This is a genomic window from Arthrobacter sp. 10L430 (genome assembly GCF_056395245.1).
Window position 1 is genome coordinate 1 of sequence record NZ_JBFTJD010000053.1, and the last position, 1,534, is coordinate 1,534.

General features: G+C 61.5%; 2 protein-coding genes. Both read right to left on the reverse strand.

Annotated elements, in window-relative coordinates:
• Positions 1–9: 9 nt before the first annotated feature.
• Positions 10–1,053 (reverse strand): IS3 family transposase, encoded by a 1,044-nt coding sequence (locus tag AC1DDG_RS21610; protein ID WP_476877689.1) that lies wholly within the window; start codon positions 1,051–1,053, stop codon positions 10–12.
• Positions 1,017–1,463 (reverse strand): transposase, encoded by a 447-nt coding sequence (locus AC1DDG_RS21615; RefSeq protein ID WP_476877690.1) that lies wholly within the window; start codon positions 1,461–1,463, stop codon positions 1,017–1,019. Before AC1DDG_RS21615 ends, AC1DDG_RS21610 begins: the two co-directional genes overlap by 37 nt.
• Positions 1,464–1,534 lie beyond the last annotated feature (71 nt).

A 1,534-nucleotide genomic window follows, 5' to 3' on the forward strand; every position in this document is an offset into this window, starting at 1 on the left:
CGGTATTTATCAAGCTGTTTGTGACAGCGGGGTGGTTTCTTTGTTGTTGATGCCGGCAGTGAGTGGTGATCCCGGGGCGGTGGGCTTGTGTCGGTATCTGTTTGGGTTGCGGGCGTAGCAGGCATCGAGTGTTTCTTGGCGCTGCTGGCGTGCTTGCCGGACCAGTCCGTGGTGGACGGTGTCCGGGGTGTAGTAGTTCAGGCCGCTGTGGCGGTGGTGGGTGTTGTAGTCCGTGAAGAACGCCGCCATGTGCTCCCGGGCGTGCTGCAGATCCTGGAATCTTCGAGGGAAGTCCAGGTCGTACTTGACGGTCTTGAACAGGGACTCTGAATAGGGGTTGTCATCGGAGATCCGTGGCCGCGAGTACGACAGGGTGATGCCCAAGGAGCGGGCAAGGTCAAACGTGGTGGCTGCCCGCATCGGGGCCCCGTTATCGGCATGGAGGACGGCGGGGGTGTGGTTGTTGTCGGCGACGGCGTCCCGGATGAGAGCTGAGGCGAGGGCGGCCGTTTCGGTGTATTCGACTCGGTGGCCGACGACCTTGCGGGAGAACACGTCCATGATTGTGTAGAGCCGGTAGGTATGTTTGCCTGGGCCGTGGAGCATCGTGATGTCCCAGCTCCAGAGCTGGTTCGGGTCCGTGGCCTCCAAGACGGGTTTGGCTCTTTTCGGGCCGCTGCCGCTGCGCTGTGCGCGGCGGTCTCCGTTCTGCCCGTGCCGTGCCACGATCCGGTGCGCGGCCGCAATCGAGAACAAGCAGTGCCCCGCGTCCAGCATCCGGTAATAGGCCTGAGTGACCGAAAGATTCGCGTATTTTTCCGAGTTCAACAGTCCCATAAACGCGTCGGCTTCGGCCGTGGTGATCCGGTTCGGGTAGGCCCGGTCGGCATGCGGAACGGTGATCCCGGCCAAGGCGGGAGGATTCAGACGCCGGTACCAGGACGTGCGATGCACGCCCACTAAGGCGCAGGCCTTGACCGCTGACCAGCCTGCCGTCACAAGACTCCCGGCGAAGGTCAGGGCGATGTCTTTCCAGACTTTGGCATCAACCACTCCGGTCGTCCCGGTTCCGGCTCCTCGAGGTGTGGCTCGGTCGCCGCCGCGCTCTTGGCCATTGCGTCCAAGAGCGCGGAAGCTTTTCCCAGAATGTCTACCGCGGCTTCGGACCGGGCCAGTTTGGCCTTGAGGATTTCGTTTTCCCTCAGGACGCGTTTGAGTTGCTTCTTATCTCCTGCGTTCAATCGCGGATCCTCCCAACTTGAATCGGCCGCAGCTGGCAGATCACCGGATTCCCGGGCGCACGCCCATTCCCGAATAGTCGCCGCCTTGACTCCGATCGCCCTTGCCAGGGCGGCCTTGGAGCCTAGCTCAAGGCACTTTTCGTTCTCATCCAAAATCGCGTTTTTCTCGTCAACAGTGAAGTGACGATTCGACTGGCGGACAGGAATAACAAAATCCATCATGGACCTTCCCCGCCCGAGTGCCGCGTCCGGTGCAGACAGAAACCTGTCACACAAGAGCCTGACACACAGGG

Coding starts and splice junctions, on each gene's coding strand:
- AC1DDG_RS21615 (WP_476877690.1), bottom strand. CDS start 1,463: ATGATGGATTTTGTTATTCCTGTCCGCCAGTCGAATCGTCACTTCACT.